This is a genomic window from Acidovorax sp. CCYZU-2555, assembly GCF_018413525.1.
Taxonomy (GTDB): domain Bacteria; phylum Pseudomonadota; class Gammaproteobacteria; order Burkholderiales; family Burkholderiaceae_C; genus Comamonas.
The window spans coordinates 1-26,878 of the sequence record NZ_JAHCDD010000046.1 but is presented as its reverse complement, the minus strand read 5'-3'; the positions used below and the strand labels follow the sequence as shown (position 1 = coordinate 26,878).

Annotated in this window: 28 protein-coding genes; 7 read left to right on the top strand and 21 right to left on the bottom strand. The window is 64.5% G+C overall.

The features are described 5' to 3' along the window. Positions 1 to 4: 4 nt before the first annotated feature. The 17 genes from era to KHY18_RS16410 all read right to left on the bottom strand — a co-directional run bounded on the left by era (position 5) and on the right by KHY18_RS16410 (position 15,235). Positions 5 to 1,012 (bottom strand): GTPase Era, encoded by a 1,008-nt coding sequence (gene era / locus KHY18_RS16490; protein WP_213302101.1) that lies wholly within the window; start codon positions 1,010 to 1,012, stop codon positions 5 to 7. After that, positions 1,005 to 1,691: a ribonuclease III gene (gene rnc / locus KHY18_RS16485; protein ID WP_213302098.1), complete on the bottom strand. Its 687-nt coding sequence runs from the start codon at positions 1,689 to 1,691 to the stop codon at positions 1,005 to 1,007. Before rnc ends, era begins: the two co-directional genes overlap by 8 nt. Beyond that, complete coding sequence (locus KHY18_RS16480; RefSeq protein ID WP_502769069.1) at positions 1,692 to 2,057, bottom strand: DUF4845 domain-containing protein; 366 nt, start codon at positions 2,055 to 2,057, stop codon at positions 1,692 to 1,694. A 56-nt stretch (positions 2,058 to 2,113) separates the two neighbouring features. Continuing rightward, on the bottom strand, positions 2,114 to 3,091 hold the full coding sequence (lepB, locus tag KHY18_RS16475) for a signal peptidase I (RefSeq protein ID WP_213302094.1): 978 nt from the start codon (positions 3,089 to 3,091) through the stop codon (positions 2,114 to 2,116). Beyond that, positions 3,091 to 4,899: a translation elongation factor 4 gene (gene lepA, locus KHY18_RS16470; protein WP_213302091.1), complete on the bottom strand. Its 1,809-nt coding sequence runs from the start codon at positions 4,897 to 4,899 to the stop codon at positions 3,091 to 3,093. Before lepA ends, lepB begins: the two co-directional genes overlap by 1 nt. A gap of 365 nt (positions 4,900 to 5,264) precedes the next feature. Further along, positions 5,265 to 6,692, bottom strand: coding sequence for a DegQ family serine endoprotease (locus KHY18_RS16465; protein ID WP_249729175.1), 1,428 nt, complete (start codon positions 6,690 to 6,692; stop codon positions 5,265 to 5,267). Positions 6,693 to 6,884: 192 nt separating this feature from the next. Then, a complete protein-coding gene (locus KHY18_RS16460) occupies positions 6,885 to 7,505 on the bottom strand; it encodes a sigma-E factor negative regulatory protein (protein ID WP_213302087.1) in 621 nt (206 codons plus the stop codon). Between the two features lie 47 nt (positions 7,506 to 7,552). Beyond that, positions 7,553 to 8,182 carry an RNA polymerase sigma factor RpoE gene (rpoE, locus tag KHY18_RS16455; RefSeq protein WP_213302085.1) on the bottom strand — a complete coding sequence of 210 codons (630 nt, stop codon included), beginning with the start codon at positions 8,180 to 8,182 and terminating at the stop codon, positions 7,553 to 7,555. A gap of 54 nt (positions 8,183 to 8,236) precedes the next feature. Further along, positions 8,237 to 8,704, bottom strand: coding sequence for a hypothetical protein (locus tag KHY18_RS16450; RefSeq protein ID WP_213302083.1), 468 nt, complete (start codon positions 8,702 to 8,704; stop codon positions 8,237 to 8,239). A gap of 89 nt (positions 8,705 to 8,793) precedes the next feature. Then, entirely contained in the window at positions 8,794 to 10,038 is a 1,245-nt protein-coding gene (gene fabF, locus KHY18_RS16445) for a beta-ketoacyl-ACP synthase II (protein WP_213302081.1), read from the bottom strand. A 40-nt stretch (positions 10,039 to 10,078) separates the two neighbouring features. Further along, complete coding sequence (acpP, locus tag KHY18_RS16440; RefSeq protein ID WP_048441207.1) at positions 10,079 to 10,318, bottom strand: acyl carrier protein; 240 nt, start codon at positions 10,316 to 10,318, stop codon at positions 10,079 to 10,081. 101 nt (positions 10,319 to 10,419) lie between these two features. Further along, positions 10,420 to 11,160 carry a 3-oxoacyl-ACP reductase FabG gene (gene fabG, locus KHY18_RS16435; protein WP_213302079.1) on the bottom strand — a complete coding sequence of 247 codons (741 nt, stop codon included), beginning with the start codon at positions 11,158 to 11,160 and terminating at the stop codon, positions 10,420 to 10,422. Then, entirely contained in the window at positions 11,157 to 12,101 is a 945-nt protein-coding gene (fabD, locus tag KHY18_RS16430; RefSeq protein WP_213302162.1) for an ACP S-malonyltransferase, read from the bottom strand. The genes fabG and fabD overlap by 4 nt, the downstream gene beginning before the upstream one ends. Positions 12,102 to 12,171: 70 nt before the next feature. Further along, a complete protein-coding gene (locus KHY18_RS16425) occupies positions 12,172 to 13,149 on the bottom strand; it encodes a beta-ketoacyl-ACP synthase III (protein ID WP_213302076.1) in 978 nt (325 codons plus the stop codon). A gap of 12 nt (positions 13,150 to 13,161) precedes the next feature. Beyond that, complete coding sequence (plsX, locus tag KHY18_RS16420) at positions 13,162 to 14,208, bottom strand: phosphate acyltransferase PlsX (RefSeq protein ID WP_213302073.1); 1,047 nt, start codon at positions 14,206 to 14,208, stop codon at positions 13,162 to 13,164. Positions 14,209 to 14,320: 112 nt separating this feature from the next. Further along, positions 14,321 to 14,503: a 50S ribosomal protein L32 gene (rpmF, locus tag KHY18_RS16415; protein ID WP_159917732.1), complete on the bottom strand. Its 183-nt coding sequence runs from the start codon at positions 14,501 to 14,503 to the stop codon at positions 14,321 to 14,323. Positions 14,504 to 14,683: 180 nt separating this feature from the next. Further along, on the bottom strand, positions 14,684 to 15,235 hold the full coding sequence (locus KHY18_RS16410) for a YceD family protein (protein WP_213302070.1): 552 nt from the start codon (positions 15,233 to 15,235) through the stop codon (positions 14,684 to 14,686). A 26-nt stretch (positions 15,236 to 15,261) separates the two neighbouring features. On the opposite strand from KHY18_RS16410, the gene KHY18_RS16405 reads away from it, so the two are divergent. The 6 genes from KHY18_RS16405 (at position 15,262) to KHY18_RS16380 (ending at position 21,260) form a co-directional block, all read left to right on the top strand. After that, the gene (locus KHY18_RS16405; RefSeq protein WP_213302067.1) at positions 15,262 to 15,876 is read left to right on the top strand and encodes a Maf family nucleotide pyrophosphatase; all 615 of its coding nucleotides are present in this window, start codon (positions 15,262 to 15,264) and stop codon (positions 15,874 to 15,876) included. Continuing rightward, entirely contained in the window at positions 15,873 to 16,661 is a 789-nt protein-coding gene (locus KHY18_RS16400) for an SAM-dependent methyltransferase (RefSeq protein WP_213302063.1), read from the top strand. The genes KHY18_RS16405 and KHY18_RS16400 overlap by 4 nt, the downstream gene beginning before the upstream one ends. A gap of 80 nt (positions 16,662 to 16,741) precedes the next feature. Further along, the gene (locus tag KHY18_RS16395; RefSeq protein WP_213302060.1) at positions 16,742 to 17,476 is read left to right on the top strand and encodes a sterol desaturase family protein; all 735 of its coding nucleotides are present in this window, start codon (positions 16,742 to 16,744) and stop codon (positions 17,474 to 17,476) included. Next, positions 17,477 to 18,394 carry a fatty acid desaturase gene (locus KHY18_RS16390; protein WP_249729173.1) on the top strand — a complete coding sequence of 306 codons (918 nt, stop codon included), beginning with the start codon at positions 17,477 to 17,479 and terminating at the stop codon, positions 18,392 to 18,394. Between the two features lie 18 nt (positions 18,395 to 18,412). After that, entirely contained in the window at positions 18,413 to 20,344 is a 1,932-nt protein-coding gene (locus tag KHY18_RS16385; protein ID WP_213302057.1) for a beta-ketoacyl-ACP synthase III, read from the top strand. 10 nt (positions 20,345 to 20,354) lie between these two features. After that, positions 20,355 to 21,260, top strand: a complete 906-nt coding sequence (locus KHY18_RS16380) for a DUF6999 family protein (protein WP_213302055.1) — start codon at positions 20,355 to 20,357, stop codon at positions 21,258 to 21,260. 200 nt (positions 21,261 to 21,460) lie between these two features. On the opposite strand, the gene KHY18_RS16375 is transcribed toward KHY18_RS16380, so the two are convergent. From KHY18_RS16375 to KHY18_RS16360, 4 genes are read right to left on the bottom strand one after another with little or no spacing between them, the layout of a single operon-like run. Continuing rightward, complete coding sequence (locus KHY18_RS16375; RefSeq protein ID WP_213302053.1) at positions 21,461 to 22,510, bottom strand: S49 family peptidase; 1,050 nt, start codon at positions 22,508 to 22,510, stop codon at positions 21,461 to 21,463. 1 nt (position 22,511) lies between these two features. After that, positions 22,512 to 22,877, bottom strand: a complete 366-nt coding sequence (locus KHY18_RS16370) for a Rieske (2Fe-2S) protein (RefSeq protein WP_213302051.1) — start codon at positions 22,875 to 22,877, stop codon at positions 22,512 to 22,514. Between the two features lie 7 nt (positions 22,878 to 22,884). Next, positions 22,885 to 23,553, bottom strand: a complete 669-nt coding sequence (locus tag KHY18_RS16365) for an HAD family hydrolase (protein WP_213302049.1) — start codon at positions 23,551 to 23,553, stop codon at positions 22,885 to 22,887. 34 nt (positions 23,554 to 23,587) lie between these two features. Continuing rightward, positions 23,588 to 24,592: an RluA family pseudouridine synthase gene (locus tag KHY18_RS16360; protein ID WP_213302047.1), complete on the bottom strand. Its 1,005-nt coding sequence runs from the start codon at positions 24,590 to 24,592 to the stop codon at positions 23,588 to 23,590. A 590-nt stretch (positions 24,593 to 25,182) separates the two neighbouring features. Between KHY18_RS16360 and KHY18_RS16355 the strand changes: the two genes are divergently transcribed. Next, positions 25,183 to 26,878: Rne/Rng family ribonuclease (locus KHY18_RS16355; protein WP_213302045.1), on the top strand; the 1,696-nt coding region annotated here is incomplete at its 3' end.

Genomic DNA, 26,878 nt, shown 5'->3' with positions numbered 1-26,878 from the left:
CGCCTTATTCGTAGCCGAAGGAGCGCACGCGCGCTTCATCGTCGGCCCAGCCCGAGCGCACCTTGACCCAGACTTCGAGGAAGACCTTGGCGTCGAGCAGGCGTTCGAGTTCCTGGCGGGCTTCGGTGCTGATGCGCTTGAGGCGGTCGCCCTTGTCGCCGATGACCATGGCCTTGTGGCCGTCGCGTTCGACGATGATGGTCACGGCCACGCGCACGAAGCGCTTGTGTTCCTTGCTCTTCTCTTCGCTGAACTTGTCGAGCACCACAGTGGAGGTGTAAGGCAGTTCGTCGCCGGTGAAGCGGAACAGCTTTTCACGCACGGTTTCCGTGACCAGGAATTTCTCGCTGCGGTCCGTGAGTTCGTCGGGGCCGTAGAACCAGGCCTGCTCTGGCAGGTACTTCTCGCAGATGCCGAACAGGCGCTGGATGTCGTCGCGCTTCTTGGCGGACATCGGCACGAACTCGGTGAACGGGTGGCGTTCCTGCATGCTCTTGAGCCAGGGCGCGAGATCGGCGCGGCGATGCACCTGATCGAGCTTGTTGGCCAGCAGCAGCGTGGGAATGCCGGGCTTGAACAGGCTCAGCACCTTGGCGTCGGCCAGCGTGAAGTTGCCCGCTTCGACGACGAACAGGATCAGGTCGACGTCGCTGATCGCGCCCATGACGGTCTTGTTCAGCGACTTGTTGAGCGCGGTCGAGTGCTGGGTCTGGAAGCCCGGCGTGTCGACGAACACGAACTGCGTGGCTTCGCGCGTGGCGATGCCGGTGATGCGGTGGCGCGTGGTCTGGGCCTTGCGCGAAGTGATGCTGATCTTCTGGCCGACCAGGGCGTTCATCAGCGTCGACTTGCCGACGTTGGGCTTGCCGACAATGGCGATCAGGCCGCAGCGCTGGCCTTCGACATGGACCGGAGCGCCGGCCGCGGCCAACATGGCGCCGATATCGTCGAGTTGCGCCTCAGGCTTTTCCTCGCCTGCGTCGCCGGCTACGTCTTGGGTAGCGTCATTCATGATTTTTTGCTTTCAATGTGGTCAACATGGCCTCGGCCGCGGCCTGCTCGCCCGCGCGGCGGGATCCACCCATGCCACGCTCGACCAGGTCCATCTCGGCGATGGCGCATTCAATTTCAAATTCCTGGCGGTGCGCCGCGCCGGTGGTTGCCACCACACGGTACTGCGGCAGCTTCATCTTGCGGCCCTGCAGCCACTCCTGGAGTGCGGTCTTTGCATCCTTGGCGGCGGCTTCCATCTGCGGATTGATTTCCACCTTCTCGAACAGGTGGTGCACCAGCACTTCGGCCGGCGTATAGCCCGCGTCCAGATAGACAGCGCCGATCACGGCTTCGACGGCATCGGCCAGGATGGAGGGGCGCTGTTTGCCGCCCGACTTGAATTCGCCTTCGCCCAGCCGCAGCACGTCGGGCAATTGCAGGCGCACGGCGATGCGGTGCAGCGTGTCCTGTTTCACCAGATTGGCGCGAACGCGCGAAAGGTCGCCTTCGGGCAGCGAGCGCAGGCGCTCGAACAGCAGGCTTGAAATCGCCAGGCTGAGCACCGAGTCGCCGAGAAACTCGAGGCGTTCGTTGTGGTCTGCCGAAAAACTGCGGTGCGTCAGCGCACGCTGCAGCAAGGCAGAGTCTTTGAATGTGTACTGCAGGCGCTGCTGCAATGCGATTAGTCCGGGTTGCACCTAGGGAGTCTGCTTCTCAAAACGGTAAACGAGATAGGCCGGCCCGACGAGATGTATCTCGCGGGTATAGCTGAAGGAGACCTGCACCCGTTCATTGTGCTTGGTCACCTCCAGGTCCTTGCCCTGAATGGAAGTAATGGTGTCGATCGTGGCGGATCGGTCGAAGCTGGCGCGTACTTCAGGCACCGTGCTGCCCTCGCGGGCAGCCTTCTTCGCGGCCTTCAGCACGGCCTGGTATTCGACGAAGATGGGAACGGATTGTCCACCAATCGCGACCAGCGCGACGGCGACCACCCCGATAAACACCAAACTCAGAAAGGACAGCCCACGCTGGCGCGTGCGGCGGGTGATGCTTTGCATTCTCATGTTCCCGTTTCCTCGTCGCGGGCCCCCTCGGCCCTGGCCAATATGCTCGGCAGCGTTCAGTGGAAACCACCGATGCGCTGAATATCGCCGAAGTTCATCCAGACAAAGAATGCCTTGCCGACAATATTCTCGTCAGGCACGAAACCCCAGTAGCGTGAATCCAGCGAATTGTCGCGATTGTCGCCCATCACGAAGTAATGGCCGGCGGGCACCTTGCAGCTCACGCCTTCGACACTGTAGCGGCAGTTTTCACGGAAGGCGAAATTGCTCGCGCCCTGGATGAAAGCCGGTGTATTGGCGTTGTTCAGCAGGCGGTGCGGCTTGTCGCCGAGCTTTTCCTCGAACTGCTGGAAATAACGCATTTCGTCTTTTTCGAAGAAATCGGGCAGCTTGCTGGTTTCCACGGGCTGGCCGTTGATCGTCAGACGCTTGTTCAGATAGGCGACCTCATCACCCGGCACGCCGACCACACGCTTGATGTAGTCGAGGTTCGGCTGGGGCGGGTAGCGGAACACCATCACGTCGCCGCGCTCGGGGCTGCCGGTCTCGATGATCTTCTTGTTGATCACGGGCAGACGCACACCGTAGGTGAACTTGTTGACCAGGATCAGGTCGCCGATCATCAGCGTGGGAATCATCGAACCCGAAGGGATCTTGAACGGCTCGAACAGGAAAGAGCGCAGCACGAACACGATGGCGATCACCGGGAACAGGCCCGCGGTCCAGTCCAGCCACCAGGGCTGCATCAGGATGCGACCACGGGCTTCGGGGCTGACTTCGAGATCGACCTTGGCGATGCCCTTGCGGTCGAGCTCGGCGCGGCGGGCCACGATGGACTCTTCCAGCGCGACCGCGGCCTTGCGCCGGCGCGGCCAGAAGTACATCCGCTCGGCAACCCAGTAGACGCCAGTCACCACCGTCGCCAGGAACAGCAGCAGCGAAAAGTTGCCCTGCAGAAATCCCAGATACCAGGCGCCGATGTAGCCCAAGAAAGCAGCCAGCACGGCCGCCGTGATCCATTGCATTGCTCGCATCAATCCTCCACTTGCAAAATCGCCAGAAAGGCTTCCTGCGGCACTTCGACCGCGCCGATTTGCTTCATGCGCTTCTTGCCGGCCTTCTGCTTTTCAAGCAGCTTGCGCTTGCGGCTGATGTCGCCGCCGTAGCACTTGGCCAGCACGTTCTTGCGCAGCGCCTTGACGGTTTCGCGCGCGATGATGTTGGCGCCGATCGCCGCCTGGATGGCGACGTCGAACATCTGGCGGCTGATGATTTCGCGCATCTTCGCGACCACGGCACGGCCGCGGTAGGCGGATTGCGAGCGGTGCACGATGATCGACAGTGCATCGACCTTCTCGCCGTTGAGCAGAATGTCGACCTTGACCACGTCGGACGCGCGGAACTCCTTGAACTCGTAGTCCATCGAGGCATAGCCGCGCGAGACGCTCTTGAGCTTGTCGAAGAAGTCGAGCACGATTTCGCCCAGCGGCATTTCGTAGGTCAGCATGACCTGGCGGCCGTGGTAGGCCATGTTCATCTGCACGCCGCGCTTCTGGTTGGCCAGCGTCATCACCGGGCCCACGTATTCCTGCGGCATGTAAAGGTGAACCGTGACGATGGGTTCGCGAATCTCTTCCATGCGGCCCTGATCGGGCATCTTGGACGGGTTCTCGACCATGACCACTTCACCATCGGCCTTGACCACTTCATAGACCACGCTGGGCGCGGTGGTGATCAGGTCCTGGTCGAACTCGCGCTCCAGGCGCTCCTGCACGATTTCCATGTGCAGCAGGCCCAGGAAGCCGCAGCGAAAGCCAAAGCCCAGCGCCTGCGAGACTTCGGCCTCGTATTGCAGCGAGGCATCGTTGAGCTGCAGCTTCTCGAGCGCGTCGCGCAGCGAGTCGTACTCGCTGGCTTCGGTCGGGTACAGGCCCGCGAACACCTGGGGCTGGATTTCCTTGAAGCCGGGCAGCGCCTGCGTGGCCGAGCCCAGGTTGTTGGGCAGCTTCTTTTCGAGCGTGATGGTGTCGCCGACCTTGGCGGCCTTCAATTCCTTGATGCCGCAGATCACATAACCCACTTCACCGGCGCGCAGCGCTTCGCGCGGCTCGTTGCCCGGCGTGAACACGCCCAGCGAACCGGCTTCGAAAACCGCGCCCGTGGCCATCAGCTTGATGCGCTCGTTCTTCTTGAGCTGGCCGTCGACCACGCGCACCAGCATCACGACGCCCACATAGGAGTCGAACCAGCTGTCGATGATCATCGCGCGCAGCGGCGCTTCGGGCTCGCCCTTGGGGTGAGGAATCTTGGCGACGATGGCTTCGAGGATCTCGTCGATGCCCATGCCACTCTTGGCGGAGCAGGGAATCGCGTCGGTCGCATCGATGCCGATCACGTCCTCGATCTCGGCCTTGGCGTTGTCGGGATCGGCGTTCGGCAGATCCATCTTGTTGAGCACGGACACCACTTCCACGCCCAGGTCGAGCGCGGTATAGCAGTTGGCCACGGTCTGGGCTTCGACGCCCTGGGAGGCATCGACCACCAGCAGCGCGCCTTCGCAGGCCGACAGCGAGCGGCTGACTTCATAGGAGAAGTCAACGTGGCCCGGGGTGTCGATCAGGTTCAGGTTGTAGATCTGGCCGTCCTGGGCCTTGTATTGCAGCGCCGCCGTCTGGGCCTTGATGGTGATGCCGCGCTCTTTCTCGATGTCCATCGAGTCCAGCACCTGCGCTTCCATTTGGCGCTCGGCGAGACCGCCGCAGCGTTGGATCAGTCGGTCTGCAAGAGTCGACTTGCCATGGTCGATATGCGCAATGATGGAAAAATTTCTGATGTGCTTCATCAACGAAGGGCGTCTGGTAAGAAAAAAACGAAAGGTGGCGCGTGCAAGAAAAAAGGGCGCGTCTACTGAAGGACGCGCCCTGAACCAACAATCTAGGGCAACTGCGATGGTTGGGGCTTCATTGTAGGCAAAAAGCCCATCTTCCAAAGCCCGGCCACCGCCCCCCGAAGGGAATTGCCACATGCCGACAGGGGTAAAGCGTGCGGGCGAATGCGCGCGCGCTGCGCGCCCGGAGGTTTTCCGGCGCGCATCAGCGCAGCAGCCCGTCCAGGCCGCAACCGGCGATTCTACCCAATGCGCCGCAGGCCGCGTATCGGTGGCTCAAGCGCTTCCCCGGGAGATAGGGCCTGGCCACCGCTGTGACTTCAGCGCGTCGGGCGGATCAGCACGTACTGTGCCCATTCGCCACGGCGCACCAGCAGGTTGATGGGCTTGGCCTTGTCGGCCTTGGCCAGCGCGGCTTCGAAGCTCTTGAGACCCGAAACTTCGGTGTTGGCCACGGCCAGCAGCACATCGCCTTCGCGCAGGCCAGCACGCGCCGCCGCGCCTTCGGCCGAGACCACGCGCACGCCGCCCTTGACCTTGAGTTCCTTCTTCTGCGCTTCGGTCAGCTCGGCGACCGCCAGGCCCAGCTGCTGGGCAGCGGCCGACGCCTTGGGCGTCTTCTCTTCGGCGGGCGCACTGGCCGCTGCGGTCTTCTCGTCGGGCTCGACTTCGGCGATGGTGATGCTCAGGTCGCGCTGGCTGCCGCGACGGAACACGGTGATCGCGCTCTTGGTGCCGGGCTTGGTGTTGCCGACCATGCGCGGCAGGTCGCCGAACTTGTCGATGGCCTTGCCTTCATAGCGCGTGATCACGTCGCCGGGCTCGATGCCGGCCTTCTCCGCCGGCGAGCCGGCTTCGACGGCGCTGACCAGCGCGCCCTGGGCCTTGCCCAGGCCAATGGATTCGGCGACATCCTTGGTCACGGCGCCGATCTGCACGCCGATGCGCCCGCGCGTGACCTTGCCGGTAGTGCGCAGCTGGTCGCTGACGCGAATCGCTTCATCCATGGGGATGGCGAAGGAAATGCCCATGAATCCACCCGAGCGCGAGTAGATCTGGCTGTTGATGCCGACCACTTCGCCGCGCATGTTGATCAGCGGGCCGCCCGAATTGCCAGGGTTGATGGCCACATCGGTCTGGATGAACGGAATGTATTCGCCGGTATCGCGCTGCTTGGCGCTGACGATGCCCGCGGTGACGGTGTTCTCGAGGCCGAACGGCGAACCGATGGCCATGACCCACTCGCCGACCTTGAGGCGGTTGACGTCGCCGACCTTGACCGCGGGCAGGCCCGTGGCTTCGATCTTCACCACGGCCACGTCGGTGCGCTTGTCGGAACCGATGATCTTGGCCTTGAATTCACGCTTGTCGGTCAGCGTCACGATGACTTCGGACGCGCCTTCGACCACATGCGCATTGGTCATCACGTAGCCGTCCTGCGTCAGGATGAAGCCAGAGCCCACGCCGCGCGGCTGCTCTTCTTCAGGCTGCTGCTGCTGCGGGCGCTGGGGGCGCTGGGGCATATTGGGAATCGGCACGCCGAAACGCCGGAAGAACTCCAGCATGTCTTCGTCCATGCCGCTGGCGCCGCCGCGCGCCGCGACTTTTTCCGAGGTGCGAATGTTGACCACCGAAGGCCCGACCTGCTCCACCAGCTCGGTGAAGTCTGGCAGCCCGCGCACGGCCGTCGCAGGCGCCTGCGCCAACGCGGGCAAAGGCAGGATTGCGCCGACGGACGCGACCGTCATGACCGATGCCAGCACGTAGGAACGGGCCGATTTCCAGGGGGTATGGGACATTCTCATCCTTTCACAATTCTCGAAGCGAACACAGTTTGGAAGGCGCTCAAGCGATTTGGTTCCCTGCGGCGCGCATGCGCGCGTATTCCACGCCATCATGCACGCATTGACGGCGCTTTGCAGCGCCCCGGTGCACGGCGTTCAGCGGCGCACCGAAGCGTCCGAAAAACTGGCGTTGCGCAGGAAGTTGGCCGGCATCTGCAGCGCCGCGACGCTGCTGTACTGGCGGTGGGCCGCGAGCAGCTCATCGAGGCGCGGGTCGCGCAGCATGACGGGCGCGCCGTCGCCGGCCTGCATGGCCACGATCTCCGTGGGCACCGACTGCTGCGGTGCGCCGCCCTGCACCAACTGCACGGCGGCCGAGGATGCCGCGCCGTCGGTCAGCAGCGAGGTCCAGCCCAGCGCGGCAACGGCCGCCACCGAGGCCATGCCCGCGGCCATCTTCCAGCGGAACACCGAGCTGTTCGCGGCGCGGTCGGGCCCGCGCGCAGCGGCGATCGGCACCAGCGGCACGGGCTGCAGCTGCGGGCGCGGCTCCTTCGCGAGCTGGGCACGCACGCCCGACAGCACATCGTGCTGGGCATGGTGGGCCAGTTCGGGCGAACGCAGCACATCGCCGACGAGCTGGTACAGCTGCCAGGTCTGGCGCCCTTCATCGCTGTCGGCAAACGCCAGCGCCTGCGCGATGTCGTCGGCCGCGAGCTCTCCGTCGGCCAGGGCCGACAACTGTTCTCTTTGACTTTGGTTCAGTTCTTCATTCATGATGCCATCCACCTGCGCCCGCTGTTCAGAGCCGGCTACGTCCACCACTACCATCGCTTGCCCGCCTGGTTTTCCAGCATGGGTTTGACCCGCGCGGAAATTGCCTCACGTGCACGAAAGATGCGCGAGCGCACCGTGCCGATCGGACACCCCATTGCCGCGGAAATTTCCTCGTAGCTCAAGCCTTCGATCTCCCGCAGCGTCACCGCCTGACGCAATTCTTCGGGCAAGGCCTGCATCGCGTCGTTCACCGCCTGCGCGATTTCCTGTGCCGCAAGCACTGTTTCCGGTGTCTCGTCCGTGGTTAGTTCTTGTCCGAGGTAAGAAGTTTCATCTTCATCGCTCTGACTACGTAAAGCCGACTCGGACACCACCGGGTTGCGCTTCATGTCGAGCAGCGCCTTCTTCGCGGTGTTGACCGCGATGCGGTAGAGCCACGTATAGAACTGGGCCTCGCCGCGGAACTGGTGCAGCGCGCGGTAGGCGCGGATGAACGTTTCCTGGGCGATGTCCTGGACCTGGTCGGTGTCGCGCACCATGCGCGCGATCAGGCGTTCGATGCGGCGCTGGTACTTGATCACCAGCAGCTCGAAAGCCCGCTGGTCACCGGCATTGGTCCGCTCCACCAATTGGAGGTCGCTGTCGCTGGCGGAGGGTGGAGTCACGGGAGGGTTCATTGAATCGTTCAAGGCCAGCCTAGTATCGCGCATGGCCGACCCGCGGTCGCGGCGTCATGTACTCTGGGCAGGTCGGGGGCGCCAATATACCGTACGCCTGAGATCCCCCCACAGTGCGGGCGCGCTGGCGCGCTGCAGCCACAGCCAGCCGCCGCGCAAACGCCCGTGCACGTGCAGCAGCAGGAAATCCTGGCCGTCCCAGCAGACCCGGGGCGCCGCGGGCAATGCCTGCGGGCGCGCGTGCGGCGCATCCGGGGAGCCCGCAGAGCGCTGCAGCCACCATCGGTCGCCGTCCCACTCGAGCCGCCCTTCGGGCCAGGCGCGCCAGCAGCGCCATGCGCCGTTGCAGACCACAAGCCACAGCAGCAGCCCCATGGCCGCGGGCCAGGGCGCCGCGCCCTGGCGCGCCCACAGCAGCAGCGCGGCCGCGCACAGCCCGGCCAGGGCCAGCAAAGCGCAGCCCAGGGCCCGCGGCGGGCGCACCAGCGCATAGCGCAGGCGCGGGGGTGCGGTGCGTGTCATGGGATGGCCCGGCCATGAAAAAAGCGCCGTCTCACCGACACATGGACGGGAGAGCGGCGCCTGGGCATGGTGCAGCGGCTGAAAAGTACTCAGATCCGCTTGAAGATCAGCGAGCCATTGGTCCCGCCGAAACCGAAGTTGTTCTTCAACGCCACGTCGATCTTCATGTCCCGTGCGGTGTTCGCACAGTAATCAAGATCGCATTCCGGATCCTGCGAGAAGATGTTGATGGTCGGCGGCACCTTTTGGTGGTGCAGCGCGAGCACGGTGAACACGCTTTCGATGCCGCCCGCGCCACCCAGCAGGTGACCGGTCATCGACTTGGTCGAACTCACCACCATGTTTTTCGCATGGTCGCCGAGCGCCGCCTTGATGGCGTTCGTCTCGTTGAGGTCGCCCAAAGGCGTGGAGGTGCCATGGGCATTGAGGTAATCCACCTGGTCGGCGTTGATTCCTGCATTGCGCATGGCGCTGAGCATGGCGCGGCGTGGGCCGTCCATGTTGGGCGCTGTCATGTGACCGGCGTCGGCACTCATGCCGAAGCCTGCCAGTTCAGCGTAAATCTTGGCACCGCGGGCCTTGGCATGTTCGTACTCTTCGAGCACCAGCATGCCTGCACCCTCGCCCAGCACAAAACCATCACGGTCCTTGTCCCAGGGGCGCGAAGCGGTCTTTGGATCGTCATTGCGCGTGGAAAGCGCGCGCATCGCGGCAAAACCGCCGACGCCCAAAGGCGAGACTGTCGCTTCCGTGCCGCCAGCAATCGCCACGTCGGCGTCGCCGTACTCGATCATGCGACCCGCTTCACCGATGCAATGCAGTCCGGTGGTACATGCCGTGACCACAGCGAGATTCGGCCCCTTGAAGCCAAACCGCATGGACACATGTCCGGCCACCATGTTGATGATGGACGCGGGCACGAAAAACGGCGTGATGCGGCGCGGGCCGCGGTTACCCAGTTCGATCTGGGTGTTTTCAATCAGAGGCAGGCCACCAATGCCTGAACCCACCACGCACGCAATGCGCGTGGCGAATTCGTCAGACAAGGCTTCGCCCGTAGGCAAGCCTGCGTCCTGCACGGCTTGCGCCGCAGCCGCAATGCCATAGTGGATGAAGCTGTCCATACCGCGCGCATCTTTTGCGCTGATATAGGACTCGACATCAAACCCTTTGACCTCCCCTGCGATCTTGCAGGAAAAGTTCGACGTGTCGAACTTGGTAATGAGGTCAATTCCGGACTGGCCGGCCAAGATATTGGCCCAGGCATCCGCCACCGTGTTACCTACGGGGCTGATGCAACCCAGGCCGGTCACGACAACGCGACGACGGCTCATGCGTAAAACTTTCTACTGAACGCGCAGTGCGCGCAGACCCTTAGGCCTTTTGGTGGGTATTGGCGTAGTCGATGGCGTTTTGCACCGTCGTGATCTTCTCGGCGTCTTCGTCGGGGATCTCGATGCCGAACTCGTCTTCCAAAGCCATCACCAGTTCCACGGTGTCCAGGGAGTCTGCACCCAGATCAGCCACGAAGGCCTTTTCGCTGGTGACTTGAGACTCTTCCACGCCAAGTTGTTCGGCAATGATTTTTTTGACACGTGCTTCGATATCGCTCATGGTTTCCCTCTGGGGGTTGTGAATGAATCCGCGATTCTAGCTGCTCAGGGCAAAACCCCTGCACAACTTGCCGCTCGGACATACGGCGTGACTCTTGACAATTACATATACATGCCACCGTTGACATGCAATTCCTGGCCTGTGACATAGCCCGCACCCGTGGATGCGAGGTATGCGACAGCGTGTGCGATGTCGGACGGCTGACCCAGTTGCCCCAGGGCAATCTGGGATTGCAGCGCCTGGCGCTGCTCCTGCGGCAGCTGCGCGGTCATGTCGGTCTCAATGAAACCGGGGGCCACGCAGTTGACGGTGATGTTGCGGCTGCCCAGTTCGCGCGCCAGCGCGCGCGTCATGCCGGCCACACCGGCCTTGGCAGCGGCGTAGTTGGCCTGACCGGGGTTGCCCGATGCGCCGACCACGCTGGTGATCGAAATGATACGGCCAAAGCGCTGCTTCATCATGGGACGGATGGCGGCGCGGCTCACGCGGAAGACCGCTTTGAGATTGGTGTCAATCACCGCATCCCAGTCTTCGTCCTTCATGCGCATCGCCAGCTGGTCGCGCGTGATGCCCGCGTTGTTGACCAGCACATGCAGGCCGCCCTGGGTCTTGACGATGCCGTCGATCAGCGCCTCGACGGCTGCGCCGTCGGTGACATTGAGGTTGACGCCGCGGCTGCCAGGGAAGGCCGCGAGGGCCTCGCTGATGCGCTCGGCGCCGCTGTCGGAGGTGGCCGTGCCGACCACCTGGAAGCCGCGGCCCGCGAGTTCGAGCGCGATCGCCGCGCCTATGCCACGCGTGGCACCGGTGACGAGGGCAATTTGGGGCTTGGTTTCTGTCATGCGAACAATTCCTTCACTTCGGCCAGCGTGGCCGGATCGTACAGGGCTGCGCCCACGAGTTCGGCGTCAATGCGCCGTGTCAGGCCCGCGAGCACCTTGCCCGGGCCGCATTCGACCAGATGGGTGATGCCGCGGGCCTTGATGGCCTGCACGCATTCAACCCAGCGCACCGGGCCGAAGGCCTGGCGGTACAAGGCATCGCGGATCGCATCGGCCTCGGTCTGCACCGCGACGTCGATGTTGTTGATCACGGGGATCTGCGGCACGCCGAACGTCGTTTCAGCGAGCGCGACGCGCAGCTTTTCGGCCGCGGGCTTCATCAGGCTCGAATGGAACGGCGCCGAGACCGGCAGCGGCAGCGCGCGCTTGGCGCCCGCGGCCTTGAGGGCTTCGCAGGCTTTCTCGACGGCCAGCTTGCTGCCCGCGATCACGGTCTGCGAGGGATCGTTGAAGTTCACGGCCTCGACGACTTCAGCGCCGCCCAGGGCCGCGGTGACTTCGGCGCAGCCTGCGGTCACGGTGGCGGCCGGCAGGCCCAGGATCGCGGCCATGGCGCCCGTGCCCACGGGAACGGCTTCCTGCATGGCCTGGGCGCGCAGGCGCACCAGCGGCGCGGCCTGGGCCAGCGTCAGCACGCCCGAAGCGACCAGCGCCGAGTACTCGCCCAGCGAGTGCCCTGCGAGGGCCTGGGGCTGGGCGCCGCCTTCGGCGTTCCAGACGCGCCATGCAGCGACCGCGGCAACCAGCATCACCGGCTGGGTGTTGGTGGTCAGCGCCAGCGCTTCCTTGGGGCCTTCATGGATCAGACGGGCGACGTCTTCGCCGAGCGCGTCGGATGCTTCGACCAGGGTCTGGACGACCACGGGGTGGTCCAGCCATGCGTCCAGCATGCCCACGGATTGCGAGCCCTGACCAGGAAAGACAAATGCAAAGTTCTTCATACTCATGGTCTGTGATTTTGGTGAAAAAAGGGGCGGCCTCGCCGCCCCGCCAGTGCCGTGCCGCAGCTGGTTACAGCTTGAGCAGCACCGCGCCCCAGGTGAAGCCGCCGCCCACCCCTTCGAGCAGCAGGTTCTGTCCGGGCTTGATCTGTCCGGAGCGCACGCCATGGTCGAGCGCCAGCGGAATGGACGCCGCCGACGTGTTGCCGTGCTGGTCCACCGTGACGATGACTTTTTCCATCGGCAGCTTGAGCTTCTTGGCGGTGCTCTGCATGATGCGGATGTTCGCCTGGTGCGGAATCAGCCAGTCGATGTCGGCGTCGGTCATGCCGGCCTTGTCGAGCGTGGCGCGCGCAGCTTTCTCGAGCACGCCCACGGCCAGCTTGAACACTGCCTGGCCGTCCATCTTGAGCACCGGGTCGCCGATGATCTTGCCGCCCGAGACGTTGCCGGGAACGCACAGGATGCCGCTGTGCTTGCCGTCGGCATGCAGGTCGCTGGCCAGGATGCCGGGCTGCTCGGAAGCTTCGAGCACGACCGCGCCCGCGCCGTCGCCGAACAGCACGCAGGTGGTGCGGTCGTTGAAATCGAGAATGCGGCTGAAGACTTCAGCGCCGATGACCAGCGCGCACTTGGCCGAGCCGGTCTGGATCAGCGCATCGGCCACCGTGAGCGCGTAGACGAAGCCACTGCACACGGCCTGCACGTCGAAGGCCGGGCAGCCGTTGGCGCCGAGCTTGTGCTGCAGGATGGTTGCGGCCGAAGGAAAGACCATGTCGGGCGTGGAGGTGGCCACGATGATCAGGTCGACTTCCTCGGGCGTGCGGCCTGCGGCCTCGAGCGCGTTGCGCGCGGCTTCGAGTCCCAGGTCGCTGCAGGTGACATCGGGCTCGGCGAAATGCCGCGCCCGGATGCCGGTGCGCTCGACAATCCACTCGTCAGAAGTTTCAATGCCACGCGTGGCCAGATCGGCCTGCATGTCCTGGTTGGTCACGCGCCGCGGAGGCAGATAACTTCCGGTGCCGGTGATGCGGGAGTAAATTCTCATCTGTTTTTAAGCTCAAGACGCCGACACTGCCGGAACCGGAGTGGCAGGCACGGCGTCCAGCAAGGGCGCTGCACGGGCAATCCGGGACTGAACGCGGTCGAGCAAGTTATTGCAGGCCGCATCATACGCCCGGGTCAATGCGTACTCGAAAGCAATCGCATCCGCTGATCCGTGGCTCTTGAAAACCAGGCCGCGCAGGCCCAGCAGCGCGGCGCCGTTGTAGCGGCGGTGGTCCATGCGCTTCATCAGCGCCGACAGCACCGGGTAGGCGACGACGGCCGCGAGCTTGGTCAGGATGTTGCGCTTGAACTCCTGCTTGAGCCCGTTGCTGATCATCGAGGCCACGCCTTCGCTGGTCTTGAGCGCCACGTTGCCGACGAAACCGTCGCAGACCACGATATCGACCGTGCCCTTGAAGATGTCATTGCCTTCGACATTGCCGAAGAAATTGATGTCGCCCGCCTGGCCGGCCTTGCGCAGCAGCTCGCCGCTGCGCTTGATGACATCGCTGCCCTTGATGGCTTCCTCGCCGATGTTGAGCAGGCCGACCGAAGCTTTCGAGTTCTCTTCGAGCGCCGAGACCAGGGCCGTGCCCATGAAGGCGAATTGCAGCAGGTGTTCTGCCGAGCAGTCGACGTTCGCGCCCAGGTCGAGCACCGTGGTCGCATGGCCCTTGCTGTTGGGCAGTTGGGCGGCGATCGCGGGACGGTCTATGCCGTCGAGCGTCTTGAGCACATAGCGCGCGATGGCCATCAGCGCACCGGTATTGCCGGCAGAAACGGCGGCCGCGGCGGCGCCGGATTTGACCTGTTCGATGGCCACACGCATGGAAGAGTCTTTTTTGCGCCGCAACGCGACCTCAACGGGGTCATCCATGCCAACGACTTCGGACGCGGGCACCAGGGTGACACGTTCGTGCTGGAAGGATTCCAGGCTGTCGGGCTTGCCGACCAGCAGCAGATGCGCCTTCGGATGTTTGTCGAGAAACTGACGGCACGCCGCGAGCGTGACGCGGGGGCCGTGATCGCCCCCCATGCAGTCAACAGCCAGTGTGATCATGGGCGACTTGCGGACCTGCATTGAGGTCTCAAAGAAAAAATCATGCGTTCAAAAACACAAAAGCCCGCGCTACTTTTTTTGTAGCCGCGGGCCCTGTGGGAGCGGTCGAAGATCAGGCTTCAGACTTGTTCTTCAGCACCTGACGGCCGCGGTAGACACCGGTGGGGCTGATGTGGTGACGCAGGTGGGTTTCACCAGTTGTCGGCTCGACAGCGATGCCGGGCACGTTCAACGCATTGTGCGAACGGTGCATGCCGCGCTTGGAGGGGGATTTTTTGTTTTGCTGAACAGCCATGGTGGCTCCTGAGTCTTGAAGGGGTTGGTAAAAAACGCGATCAGCCCATTGAAGACACGAGGGGATTCGCGAGAAGCCTAAGAGTATAACGCAAACCAAAAGAAAGCGGTAATAACCCCCTGAGCGGCTTCGCCGCAGGCGGACCTTGTGTCTTGTATCGGCTGTGCGAACAGCAGGGGATTATGGCTTGGGCTTGGAAATGCGCAGGCCGGCAAGCGCCGCGAAAGGGTTGGGCTTTTCGCTGTTGGCCTGTTCGAAATCTTCGTCGCTCGACGCCAGGGGCACGGCTTCGGGACAGACATCATGCAGCGGAACCACGGGCAGCTCCATCAGCAGTTCGTCTTCGAGCAGCTCGAGCAGATTGAATTCCTTGCTCAGGGCGAGCAGGTCTTCTTCGCTTTCGTCGTCGAGCGCTTCGGCCGTGGCTTCATCGGCGACAAAGCGGAAAGACCGCTCCACGTCGAGGGCGATAGGCGCGGGCGTGAGGCAGCGCTGGCAGATCATCGGCAGGTCGGTTTCGCCCTGCAGATGCAGCCACACCTGGGGCTCGGCGCCGGCTTCGGCGCGCAGTTCGCCCTCGGCGGCCCAGCGTACATGCACACCATCGTGCGGGCCCTGGGCTTCGAGCGCCAGGCGTTTGAATTGCGAGAGCGGATCCTGGCCTTCGATGTGCGCCTGCGCTTGCGCAAACGCCTTGACATCGAGCCGTTCCGGGGAAAATTCCTTGGTCATGGCAGCCAGTGTAAGAGAATCAGCCCATGCTTGAATCCCCTGCCACTCCGAACCCTTTGCGCCAGCGTCCCTTGATTCTGGGCTCGACCTCGCGCTACCGCCGCGAGCTGCTGACACGCCTGGGCCTGCCTTTCGAGACCGCATCGCCCGAAGTCGACGAAACGCCGCTGCCCGGTGAAGCCCCGCGCGCGCTCGCCTTGCGCCTGGCCGAGGCCAAGGCCCGCGCCGTCGCCGCGCTGCACCCCGAAGCCATCGTGATCGGCTCCGACCAGGTTGCCGACCTCGCGGGCCAGCCCCTGGGCAAGCCGCTGACCCACGAGCGCGCCGTGCGCCAGCTGCAGGCCATGCGCGGCCAGACCGTGCTGTTCGAGACTGCCGTGAGCGTGGTGTGCCAGGCCAGCGGCTTCGCACAGACCGAACTCGCCACCGTGGAAGTGCAGTTCCGCGACCTGACGGACGACGAGATCGAGCGCTATCTGCGCGCCGAGGAACCCTATGACTGCGCGGGCAGCGCGAAAAGCGAAGGACTGGGCATCAGCCTGCTGATGCAGATCCTCAACGACGACCCGACCGCGCTGATCGGCCTGCCGCTGATCCGCACCACCCAGCTGCTGCGCGCCGCAGGAATGCAACTGCCATGAACACTTCCACCAAGCCCGCCCGCGGCACGCTGTACCTCGTTCCCGCGCCGCTGGACTTCGGCTGCGACAGCCAGGCCCCGCTGACCGATGTGCTGCCTGAAGCCACGCTGCGCCGCGCCGCCGGCCTCACGCACTGGATCTGCGAGAACGCCAAGAGCACGCGCGGCTATCTGAACCGCATCGCCCCCCTCTTCCCGCTCGCGGCGACCATGCAGGAGCAGTCCATCGTCGAGCTGCCGCGTGAAGCGCACAAGAAGGGCGACCATGGCGACAAGGGCAGCGCGGTGTTCGACGCCAAGTCGCTGCTCGCGCCCGCGCTCCAGGGCCACGATATCGGCCTGGTCAGCGAAGCCGGCATGCCCGCGATCGCCGACCCGGGCAGCTCCATCGTGCGCGCCGCGCACGACCTGGGCCTGGCGGTCGCGCCCTTGGTCGGCCCGGTGTCGCTGCTGCTGACGCTGGCCGCGAGCGGCCTCAACGGCCAGAACTTCGCGTTTGTCGGCTACCTGCCGCAGGACGGCGCGGCGCGCATGCAGCGCATCCGCGAACTCGAAGCGCTGGCGCTGCGCCAGGGCCAGACCCAGCTGTTCATCGAAACGCCCTACCGCAACCCCGCGCTGTGGCAGGCGCTGCTGCAGACGCTGCAGCCCAACAGCCGCCTGGCGCTGGCCGCCGGCCTGACGCTGGCCACGGCGCGCATAGAAAGCCGGCTGGTGCGTGACTGGAAACAGTTGCCCGTGCCCGCCGACAACCGCACGCCCGTGGTGTTCGCCATAGGTCGCTGAAGTCGCTGAGGCCGGCGCGGACCAAGCCTCTGCCGCTATCATTGCGCCCGGTTGGAAGGCGTTCACGTCATGGAGACTTCATGGACACTGGTACCTGGTTCACCCAGCTTTCCGCCTGGCAGGTGATGGCGCTGGGGCTGGCCTTTTTCGGCGGCCTGTATTGCCTCGGCGGCTGGGGCATGTCGGCGCTCACGCGCTCGCTGGCGCGGCGCGGCCTGGGCCGGCCGCTCGATACCCGCGCGCTCAAGCCCGACCAGCTGCGCCGCGAATGGCGCCAGTCGTTCCACTCGGTGCTGGTGTTCGGCCTGGGAATGGTCGTGCCCTGGGGCTTTCTGCAGCTGGGCTGGGCGCAGCTCACGCCCAATGCCGGCGCGGGCCGCATCGCGCTCGAGATCGCGGCGCTGCTCATCTGGAACGACGTACATTTCTGGATCAACCACCGGCTGCTGCACACGCGCAAGCTGGTGCGCTTTCATGGCGACCACCACCGCTCGGTGGTCACCACGCCCTGGTCGACCTACAGCTTTCACCCGATAGAAGCCATGATGCTGGGCAATGTCATCCTGCTGCCCATGCTGGTGCATGACTTCTCGTTCTGGTCGCTGGCCAGCGTTCCGGTGCTGAGCCTGCTGCTCAATGTGATTGGTCACGCCAATTACGATTTCTTTCCACGCGTGGGCGACAGCCACCCGCTGGCCGCGAGCCGGCGCCACCATCTGCACCATGCGCGCCCGGCCGGCAATTACGGCTTCGCGCTGGCGTTCATGGACCAGATCATGCGCACCCAGGTCAAGACCGCGCCGGGCGCGCGCTGAATGACATTGCAAGCGCCGCGCCTGCGCCACCGGCGAGACTGGCAATCGGTCGCTTATATGCTCGCATTGCCGCTTCTGGTCGCGTGGCAATGGACCCAGGGCTTCCATTGGCTGCTTTACGGCCTGACGCTGTTCCTGACGCTGGGCACGGGCGTCATTCACCACAACCACACGCATCTGCGTATGTGGCGCGGGCGCCGCGCCAACCGCTTCACCGACTACTGGCTCACGCTGCTGCAAGGCCACCCGACTTTCGTGTTCTGGCCCGCGCATGTGGGCAACCATCACCGCTTTCGCCATGGGCCGCGCGACATCGCGCGCACCTACCGGCCGGAATTCGGCGGCGACACCAACCATCTGTGGGGCTATCTGATACACCCGCTGCAGGCCGGCGTGGTGCTCTACCCATTGTTTCTGCGCTGGCTGCAACGCCTGCGCCGGCATTCGCCGGGCGCGTTCCGCTACTGCATGGGCCAGTACGCGCTGTGGCTGGGCAGCTGGGCCTTGCTGCTCGCGCTCGACTGGAAAAAAGCGCTGCTGTTCGTCATCGTGCCGCAGTTGCATGGCCTGCACTGGCTGCTCGCGACCAACTACCTGCAGCATGCCCATGCCGACGGCCGGCCGCTGACGCGCGCCCAGCGCCAGACGCCGGGCCAGCCGCTGAATTACGCGCGCAATTTCGAAGGCTGGGTCAACCCGCTGCTGTTCAATATCGGCCTGCACACGGCCCACCACGAGCACCCCCAGGCCCACTGGTCGCAGCTGACCCGGCTGCATGCCGACCATTACCGCCAGCGCGTGGACCCGGCGCTCAATGAAGGCGGGCTGCTGCCTTATATGGGACGCGTGTTCGTGCTGGGCCTGGTCTGGCCCGCGGCGCGCACCCGCGCGCAGATGCCGGCCGACGCCATCCAATAATCAACGACAAAAGAAGCCATGCCAGTTGCCTATTCCAACGTCTTTCTCCAATCCGCGGGAATGTTCCTGCCCGGCGCGCCCGTGGACAACGCGGGCATGGATGCGTTTGTCGCTCCGCTCAACCGCATTTCCGAGCGCCTCAAGCGCCGCATCCTGGCCGAGAACGGCATCCTGACGCGCCACTACGCGATCGACGGCGAAGGCGCGACCGTGTTCAGCAATGCGCAGATGGCCGCGGGCGCGATTGAGCAGACGCTCGCGGGAGCCGGCCAGTCGCTGGCCGATATCGGCTTTCTGTCGAGCGGCTCATCGGGCGGCGACGCGCTGATGCCGGGCTTTGCGAACATGATCCAGGGCGAAATGGCCGCGCCGCCGATGGAGACGCTGTCGGTGCACGGCGTCTGCGCGGCCAGCGTGGGCGCGCTGCAGGCCGCTGCCATGGCCGTGGAAAGCGGCGCCCATCGCCTGGCGCTGTCGGTGGCCAGCGAAATGCCTTCGCGGCTGTTCAAGCGCTCGCGCTTCGCGGCCCAGGGCTACGACACCGACTTCGACGCCCACTTCCTGCGCTGGATGCTGTCGGACGGCGCGGGCGCGGTGCTGCTGGGCGGCCCCAAGGCCTTGCCGCAGATCAACGGCCTGCGCCTGCAGCTCAAGTGGACCCATCTGCGCAGCTTCGCGGGCGACTACCCGGTCTGCATGCAGCTCGGTCTAACGGCCGATCGCGGCAAGAGCCACCTCGATTTCCCGGCCTGGGGCGATGCCGAGGCGGCTGGGGCGCTGTCGCTGCGCCAGGACATACGCCTGCTGCCGCACCTGTTCGACGTCTGCATCCACGAATACGCCGACCTCGCGCACAAGGGCTGGGTGCCCGAGCGCGGCATAGACCACTTCCTGTGCCACTACTCGTCCGAGCGCTTCATTCCCGTGGTCGACGACCTGCTGGGCAAGGCCCAGCTGTCGATTCCGCGCGAGCGCTGGTGGAGCAACCTGGCCTGGCGCGGCAATACCGGCGCGGCGTCGATCTTCATCATGCTGTCGGAGTTTCTGCAGCAAAAGGGCTCCAGCCTGAAGGCCGGCGACACCGTGCTGTGCTTCATTCCCGAGTCCGGGCGCTTCACGGCAGGCTACATGCTGTGGGAGGCCGTGGCCGATACTCCCGCTGCCCCAGCGCCTGCGTATCCACGCCAGCCCGCCCACGCCGGCGATGCCATCGCCGATGACGCCCTGCCCGATGTCAGCACCATCGCGCCGCCGCACGACCCCGCAGCCGCCCCCAAGGCGCTGGCGCCGCTGCTGACCGAGCTGGCCAGCATCTGGCAGGACTACCGCTCCAGCGTCTGGCGCACGCCGCTGCTGCAGCGCATACGCACGCGCCAGCTGCACACGCAAGACTATGTGCGCTGGATGAGCCAGTGGATTCCCCAGGTGCGCGAAGGCAGCCTGTGGATGCGCGAAGGCGCGGCCTCGCTGACCGGCGACTACGCGGCGCTCGCGGCGCTCATCGACCTGCACGCGGGCGAGGAACAGAACGACTTCAAGATCCTGCACAGCGATTACCTCCAGGCCGGCGGAACGCAGACGGATATCACCCAGCTGCGCCGCAACCCCGGTGGCGAAGCGCTCAACGCCTATCTGCACAGCCTGGCGGCGACGCCCAACCCGATAGGCCTGCTGGGCGCGATCTACATCATCGAGGGTACGGGCCAGCGCATCGTTCCCAGCCTGCTGCCGCTGCTGCGCGCCGCGCTGGCGCTGCCGCCCGAGGCGTTCCGCTTCCTCGAATACCACGGCGCCAACGACGAGCACCATCTCGAGCGCTGGCTGATGGCGGTGCAGATGACGCTGGAACTCGACAGCACGGGAACGGCCCAACAGGCCATCTTGCAGACCGCGCGCCATACGGCGGCGATGTATCTGATGCAGTTCCAGCATGTGCGGCCCGAACAATAAGGAAGCGCCGATGAAGAACGAATACACCGATCACCACTGGGACGAACGCGACCCCAGCCCCTGGCTCGCGCTGTATCTGGACCAGAGCACGCCCCTGCCCGACGACGTCAAGGCCGCGTGGCTGCGCGACTGCAGCAGCAGCTCGCGCCAGTTCTTCCTGCCGCTGGTGCGGCCGCTGGCGCGGGTGTCGATGATCATCATCCAGCTGCTCAAGATCTTCCTGCCCAAGCGCTGGTCGCATTCCATGCTGCTGCACCGGCTGCTGGCGTTCAGCATGAACCGCTTCGTTTCGCCCGAAGCCAACTGGCTGATCATGCGGCACTTCCACCTGGGCTCGCAGGTGCTGTCCTTCGTCTCGGCGAACTCGCCCGTGCCGGTCAGCACCGCGCCGCTCAAGCCCATGACCATAGACGAGGTCAAGGACGAGCTGTTCCTGCGCCATGACTTGAACCTGTTCAATTTCGTGATTCGCCTGAACAAGGCCTTGCGCGCCGAAAACAAGGAACTGGTGCCCGTGCCCGAGCCCGATTTTTCGATGCTGCACGAGCCCGAACTGCGGCTGGAGGACATGCCGCGCGGCAAGTTCAATCTGCTGGATCTGCAAAGCGCGATTGAAATCTATACACCGGTCTACCAGCTGCTGCTGACCGACAACGACTTCTGGCGCGCGAGCAATTCGCTGCAGCTCGACGAGACCGTGGCGATCTACTGCGCCAAGATCCTGGCCTCACCCGAGCATCTGGTGCTGCTCAACAACAAGCACCCGCTGGTGCCCATGACCACGCTGTATGCGGCATACCGGCTGGTGCTGCATGGGCTGTCATCGGAAATGCTGCATTCGCTGCTGATGCGCATGGCGCGCGGCGAGGTGCCCATTCCGGCGCGTGAATTCGCCGAAATGAAAAGCACCCCCTGAGCCGCTTACGCGGCTTCCCCCTCTCATCCTTCGGTGGAGGGGGACGGCAGCCTCGCTGCGGGGCGGCCCTTGCTCGCTGCCCCCATGCTGGAGCACGCCAGTATCAAAGGCCGCAAGCTATGCCGAAAGCCGTTCGCCCTGAGCCAGTCGAAGGGTGGACGACCTGCCCTACAGATATATAAGGAGCCGCCCCAGCGAGTTCAGCGCAGCACAGGAAGCGCCGAGCGCAAGGTCTGCACCGCCCCACCGCCCACCGCCGCGCCAAACTTCTTGGCCAGGCGTTCGGCGACGTTGTCGCGGCGTGTGTAGTCGATCACTTCCTCGACCTTGACGATTTCGCGCGCCACGTAGTCGAGGTTGCCGAGCTTGTCGGCCAGGCCCATTTCGACGGCCTGCTGGCCGGTCCAGAACAGGCCGCTGAACGTGTCGGAGTTGATCTTCAGGCGCTCGCCGCGGCCGGTCTTGACGGCGGTGATGAACTGCTGGTGGATCTGGTCGAGCATCGACTGCGCGTGCAGGCGCTGGGCTTCGGTCTGCGGGCTGAACGGGTCGAGAAAGCCCTTGTTTTCGCCGGCCGTCAGCAGACGGCGCTCGACGCCGAGCTTTTCCATCGTGCCGGTGAAGCCGAAGCCGTCCATGAGCACGCCTATGCTGCCCACGATGCTGGCCTTGTCGACAAAGATGTCGTCGGCCGCGGCCGCGATGTAATAGGCGGCCGAGGCACAGGTTTCCTCGACCACGGCATACACCGGCTTGCTGTGCTTGGCCTTGAGGCGGCGGATTTCATCGTAGATGATGCCGGCCTGCACCGGGCTGCCGCCCGGGGAGTTGATCAGCAGCACCACGGCGCGCGAGCCCGAGTCTTCGAAGGCGCTGCGCATGGCGGCGACCACGAATTCGGCGCTGGCTTCGGCGCCGGTGGCGATTTCGCCCTTGATGTCGACCACGGCCGTGTGCGGGCCGCTGACCGATGTGGTGGCCACATCGCGGCCGAACATCATCCAGCCCAGCGCCAGCAGCACCAAGAGCCACGACATGCGGCCGAACAGCCGCCAGCGGCGCGCGGCGCGTTGTTCGCGAATGGTCGCCATGACGAGGTTTTCGAGCACGTCACGCTCCCAGCCCGGCGACTGCGCAGCAGATGCGGCGGCCGGCGCGGCGCTTTCGGGCCGGGCCTGCGCCCACAGATCGGGGGCTGCGGGGTGAACGGGATCGGAGCCAGGGGTTCCAGGGGTCAATGGGGTGGTCATGTCAGAACTCGACAGGGTGCAGGTCTTGGGAAGTATGCCAGTGCACCACACCCTGAGCTTCGTGCACGACTATTTTCACCAGACCGCCGCGGCACGGGCCGCCGACACAGGCACCGGAGTCGGGCGCATAGGCCGCACCGTGGGTTGCGCACAACAGCCATTGCCCGGAATCGTCGAAGATCTGGTTGGGCTGCCAGTCGAGTTCCATGGGAATATGCGTGCAGCGATTCAGATAGGCATGCACGCTGCCTTCGAAACGCACCGCGAACGCACGGCAGCGCTGGCCCGTGTGGACCACGTCGAACGGCTGGGCCAAGCCGCCTTCCAGCAAGTCTTCGCTGCGGCACAGGTACACCGACGTGGACATTGCGCGCTCAGCCGTTGGTCAGCAGCCACTGGTGCAGCTCGGCGACCGATTCGGCCACGAACAGCGGCTCGAATTCGCCAAAGCCGCCGGTCGCATGCGCGCCATACGACACGCCCACGCGCGCGCAGCCGGCGTTGCGCGCCATCAGCAGATCGTGCGTGGTGTCGCCAATCATCAGCACGCGCTCGGGTTCGACGCCGAATTCGGCCATCAGCTCCTGCAACATCAGCGGATGCGGCTTGCCCGCGGTTTCGTCGGCGGTGCGCGAGCCGTCGAACAGGCCCTTGAGCGCGACGCTGGCCAGCACCTCATTGAGACCGCGCCGGCTCTTGCCCGTGGCCACCGTGAGCAGGTGGCCGCTCTCGCGCAGCGTCTCGAGCATCGGCACGACGCCTTCGAACAGGCTCAGGTCGTTCTGGTGCTGCAGGTAGTGGTAGCGGTAGCGGTTGCCCAGCTCGGGGTATTTTTCGGGCGGTACATCGGGCGCCGCATGGGCCAGCGCCTGGGTCAGCGCCATGCCGATGACATAGGACGCGGCTTCCTGGGTCGGCACCTGGCCGCCCACATCGCGCACCGCTTCCTGGATGCTTTTGGTGATCGCTGCCGTGGAGTCGTACAGCGTGCCGTCCCAGTCGAAGGCGATCAGGTCAAAGCGGCGGGGAGAAACAAGAGACATGGCGGTTCCGTCGGAAATCAACAAGGCAAGGCCCTCAGGCCACGAAGCTGGCAAGCTCGGCGGGCAATTCGGCGCGCAGTTCCACGCGCTCGCCCGAAGCAGGATGGTTGAACTGTAAACGCCAGGCATGCAGGAACATGCGCTTGAGGCCATGCTTTTGCACGCGGCGGTTCAGATCGAAGTCGCCATATTTGTCGTCGCCAACGATGCCATGGCCCTGCGACGACAGGTGCACGCGGATCTGGTGCGTGCGCCCGGTCTTGATCGTGACTTCGAGCAGGCTCATCGCGGGCAGGCCCTGCAAGGGGCGTGCGGCGATGTGCGTGCGCACCTTGACCAGCGTCACCGAACGCATGCCGTCGGGGTCGTCGGCCGTGGTCACGCGCACGCGGCGCTCGCCGTCGGGCAGCAGATATTTGTGCAGCGGCGAGTCGATGACCTTCTTGTTGGCGGGCCAACTGCCCTGCACCAGCGCCAGATAGGTCTTGCCGGTTTCGCGTTCGCGGAACTGGTCCTGCAGGCCGGTGAGCGCCGAACGCTTCTTCGCGACCAGCAAGATGCCCGAGGTTTCCCTGTCGAGCCGGTGCACGAGTTCGAGAAACTTGGCCTCGGGACGCGCCTGACGCAGCTGTTCGATCACGCCGAAGCTCACGCCGCTGCCGCCATGCACGGCGACGCCCGCGGGCTTGTCGATCGCCAGCACATGGTCGTCTTCGAGCAGCTGCGGAAATTCGCGCGCCGGCGCCGGGTTGGCGGCCTTTTCCGCGATTTTCTCCGAAATGCGCACCGGCGGCAGGCGCACGCTGTCGCCTTCGGCCACGCGCGTGTCGGCACTGGCACGGCCTTTGTTGATGCGCACTTCGCCGCTGCGAATGATGCGGTAGACGTGGGTTTTTGGCACACCTTTGAGGTGGCGGATCAGGAAGTTGTCGAGTCGCTGGCCAGCGGAATCGGCATCGACTGCGATGAGGCGAGCAGCAGGGGCTGGTATGCCTTGGGCTCGGTCCATCGCCGGTTTGCCCTCTATAATGTGTTTCACCTGCGCGATACTAGTGTAAGTGGTTGATTTGCATGGAGTTTAGTCCACCCAGCCATTTCCCGCTGCGCAGGCAGGTCGATGCCAGCCGGTTTCGCACACGCAGATTGCAGGCCAGATGCCTGTATTGGCCTGTGTCACACCGGGCATTCTGACGAATTGAAACAACGGAATTTCACAGTTGGCAGCTTTCGGCGAACCAAAGCGTTCGCAACCTGCCAACGGATCAAAGCGAGCATGTGGATCTTTTATGCATGGATGGTCTTTCTGGGACGGAGGTCTTCACCTCCGCACTCGACCGTCCGCGCTCTCAAGACTCCCGCTTCCCCTGCACTGCCACTTTCACGCACCATGGTGAAACTGCGCGCGCATTTACTCGCTCCCATCCACGCGCCTTTGCCCCCTTTGCTGACATAACTCGATGATGGTCAGCAACCCGCGGCATTCCCGGCCATTCCTATTCGTTTCAAGACGTCAGTCCGGCATCATCGGCTCCGACAGAGCCCGTCTTTGATTGAGAGTCACAGGCGTGCCGCTCCGACAGCTATGGCTGCCGATCGGCTCGTCTTCATAACGAATAAAGGAAACGCATCATGAAACGGATGCTTATCAACGCTACGCAGGCCGAAGAACGCCGCCTGGCCATCGTCGACGGTCAAAAACTCCTCGACTACGAAATCGAAATCGAAGGCCGCGAACAGCGCAAGGGTAATATTTACAAGGCAGTCGTCACACGCGTGGAGCCATCGCTCGAAGCCTGTTTTGTCGATTACGGCGAAGACCGCCACGGTTTCCTGCCTTTCAAGGAAATCTCGCGCCAGTATTTCGCCGAAGGCGTCCCGGCCAGCCAGGCCCGCATCAATGACGTGATCCGCGAAGGCCAGGAAATGCTGGTCCAGGTCGAAAAGGAAGAACGCGGCAACAAGGGCGCGGCCCTGACCACCTTCGTCTCGCTCGCCGGCCGCTATGTCGTGCTGATGCCCAACAACCCGCGCGGCGGTGGCGTCTCGCGCCGCATCGAAGGCGAAGACCGGGCCGAGCTCAAGGAAGCGATGGACCAGCTCGAATACCCCAAGGGTATGAGCATCATCGCGCGCACTGCCGGCATCGGCCGCAGCGCACCCGAACTGCAATGGGATCTGAACTACCTGCTCAAGCTCTGGAGCGCGATCGACAGCGCCACCAAGGGCAAGGGCGCGTTCCTGATCTATCAGGAATCGAGCCTGGTGATCCGCGCCATCCGCGATTACTTCAACAACGAGATTGGTGACATCCTCATCGATACCGACGACATCTACGAGCAGGCCCAGCAGTTCATGGCGCACGTGATGCCCGAGCACACTGCCCGGGTCAAGCGCTACCGCGACGACGCTCCGCTGTTCAGCCGCTTCCAGATCGAGCACCAGATCGAATCGGCCTACTCGCGCACCGTGACCCTGCCCTCGGGCGGCGCCGTGGTGATCGACCACACCGAAGCCCTGGTTTCGGTGGACGTGAACTCGGCGCGCGCCATCAAGGGCGGCGACATCGAGGAAACCGCCACACGCACCAACCTCGAAGCCGCCGACGAAGTCGCGCGCCAGATGCGCCTGCGCGATCTGGGCGGCCTGATCGTCATCGACTTCATCGACATGGAAGAGTCGAAGAACCGCCGCGAAGTCGAGAACCGCCTGCGCGACGCGCTGCGCCAGGACCGTGCGCGCGTGCAGTTCGGCAGCATCAGCAAGTTCGGCCTGATGGAAATGAGCCGCCAGCGGCTCAAGCCCGCGCTGTCCGAAGGCGCGCACATCAACTGCCCACGCTGCGGCGGTTCGGGCCATATCCGCGACACCGAAAGCTCGGCGCTGCAGATCCTGCGCATCATCCAGGAAGAGTCCATGAAGGACAACACGGCCGCCGTGCACTGCCAGGTGCCGGTGGAAGTGGCTTCGTTCCTGCTGAACGAAAAGCGCACCGAGATCGCCAAGATCGAACTCAAGCAACGCGTGTCGGTGCTGATGGTGCCCAACAAGTCGCTGGAAACCCCGCACTACAAGCTCGAGCGCCTCAAGCACGACGACCCGCGCCTCGAGAACCTCGACGCCAGCTACAAGCTTGCCGAAGAAGTCGAAGCCAACACCGCCGTGACGCGCCGCTCGCAGGAGCCGACCAACAAGCAGACGCCGGTCATCAAGGGTGTGCTGCGCGATACGCCCGCTCCCGTGGCCGAGTCCCGCCCCGAAGCCGCGCCGCGTGCCGCTGCGCCTGCAACCGCTGCTGCGCGCCCTGCCGCTGCAGCCCGCCCGGCTG